We start from the raw sequence: 1,573 nt of genomic DNA, 5'->3' as shown, positions 1-1,573 counted from the left end.
CGATCACCAACCTCACCGCCGAGCAGGCCGACCCCGCCGAACTAGCCGACTGGCTACGCGGTCACTGGTCCATCGAGGTCCTACACCACATCCGCGACACCACCTACCGCGAAGACGCCAGCCGCCTACAGACCGGCAACGCACCCCGCGCCCTGGCCACCCTCCGCAACACCGCGATCAGCCTGCTCCGCCTGGCCGGCATCACCTCCATCGCGCCAGCCCTCCGGAAGAACAGCCGCAACCCACACCGATCCCTACAACTACTCGGAATCACCTAGAACGGGCATATCCCTACCTTGCGAACGCCCTGGCCCCCACGGTCCAACGCTCGCCGACCTGACCGAGGTCGAATACATACGATCACAACGCATTGGAGAAGCGTGTTATGCCACCTTTTATTTACACCGACGTCGAAGTCCGAGATTTCCTCATAGGCTTTGCCGCCGAAATCCGCGCAAATCCATGGCGGGCGTCGAGTGCCTTGTTCGCCGACAGAAACCATATTGAGAGATCAAAGTTCGCCCGCTGGTGTGCCCGCATACAAATGGTCAGCGCCTTCGATCTAGTTCCGGATCCTGACCAGAGGGAGATCAAAAATTGGTTGATCGACAAATATAAAGTTGATGCCATCAAGAGATTTCTTGATCTCCGCGGAGAGCTGTCCATGCGCGAATTTGAAAGACAGAATTCTATTGAACAGTCGAACCTTAACAGAATTTTAACAGGAGTGATTAAAGTAGCAAATCCTGCCGGAGGTCCGAATATTAATATTCGGGGGAGGCTGAATTCGCATTATCAGCAACTGCTGGACGCACGCCGCAGCCGCCCGCAACATTCTGTGGCGGAGACTTCGGCGCCGTCGCAGTCACAGCGGGCACCCTCGGCGGTGCCGGTCCCCCTGCCAGCCACGCCGGCGCCACCCTCGAACCCGCAAACCCGACCACCCCTTTCCATGAATGCTCTGGCCACAGCCCGTCGTTACTTGGTGGCAGCCGCTAGGGCCGCAGCAGGTGAGCTCCTAACGAGTAAAGAAGAGTGGAAGAAAGAGTGGGTGAAAGAATGGGCGGAGGCAACGACAATAGCTGCGAAAAGACTACCTGATAATGCTCCAGCCCAGGAGCGTGTCCACAAGCATTATTCCGAATGGAACGATCCGCTTAATGAGAAAATTCTCGTCAAGAAATTTGTGCACAAGGGGGCCGACCGTAATCTGGATGCTCTAATTGAAAAATACGAAACCCTCAGGGCCAGTGGCGCGTTCGGAAACGAGTCGGAGCCGCTGGAATTCACAGACCTCAGGTCAACGGCTCCGGGCCCTTCGAGCAACGTCAACGCGTCACTACAGACAACTGCTTCTTACAGCAGCACCGCTGCCACCCTCACGTCACGGCCCCGGCGTTGTTCCGGCTTGAGATGTTCTGTCCAGGTTCAGGATGGGTCCAAGGTAGTTGTGGGACGAGCGCGACTCTGATGATCTTTCGGGTGTCTAGACCTAAAGATCGTTCCAGGAGCCGCGCTCGTGTCCTCATCTTCCCCGATCCACCCTGTTGTTGACCACCTCGCCGATCTGGCC

At 57.2% G+C, this 1,573-nt stretch carries 1 protein-coding gene and 1 pseudogene; both read left to right on the top strand.

All coding sequences use genetic code 11. The features are described from left to right. Positions 1-278: pseudogene (locus F8271_RS31290) on the top strand (ISAs1 family transposase); the annotation flags it as partial. Between the two features lie 92 nt (positions 279-370). Continuing rightward, on the top strand, positions 371-1,471 hold the full coding sequence (locus tag F8271_RS31285) for a hypothetical protein (RefSeq protein WP_151493373.1): 1,101 nt from the start codon (positions 371-373) through the stop codon (positions 1,469-1,471). The last annotated feature ends 102 nt before the right edge of the window (positions 1,472-1,573 follow it).

This window comes from Micromonospora sp. ALFpr18c, from assembly GCF_008868155.1.
GTDB lineage: Bacteria > Actinomycetota > Actinomycetes > Mycobacteriales > Micromonosporaceae > Micromonospora.
This window is presented reverse-complemented; position numbering and strand designations above follow the sequence as displayed.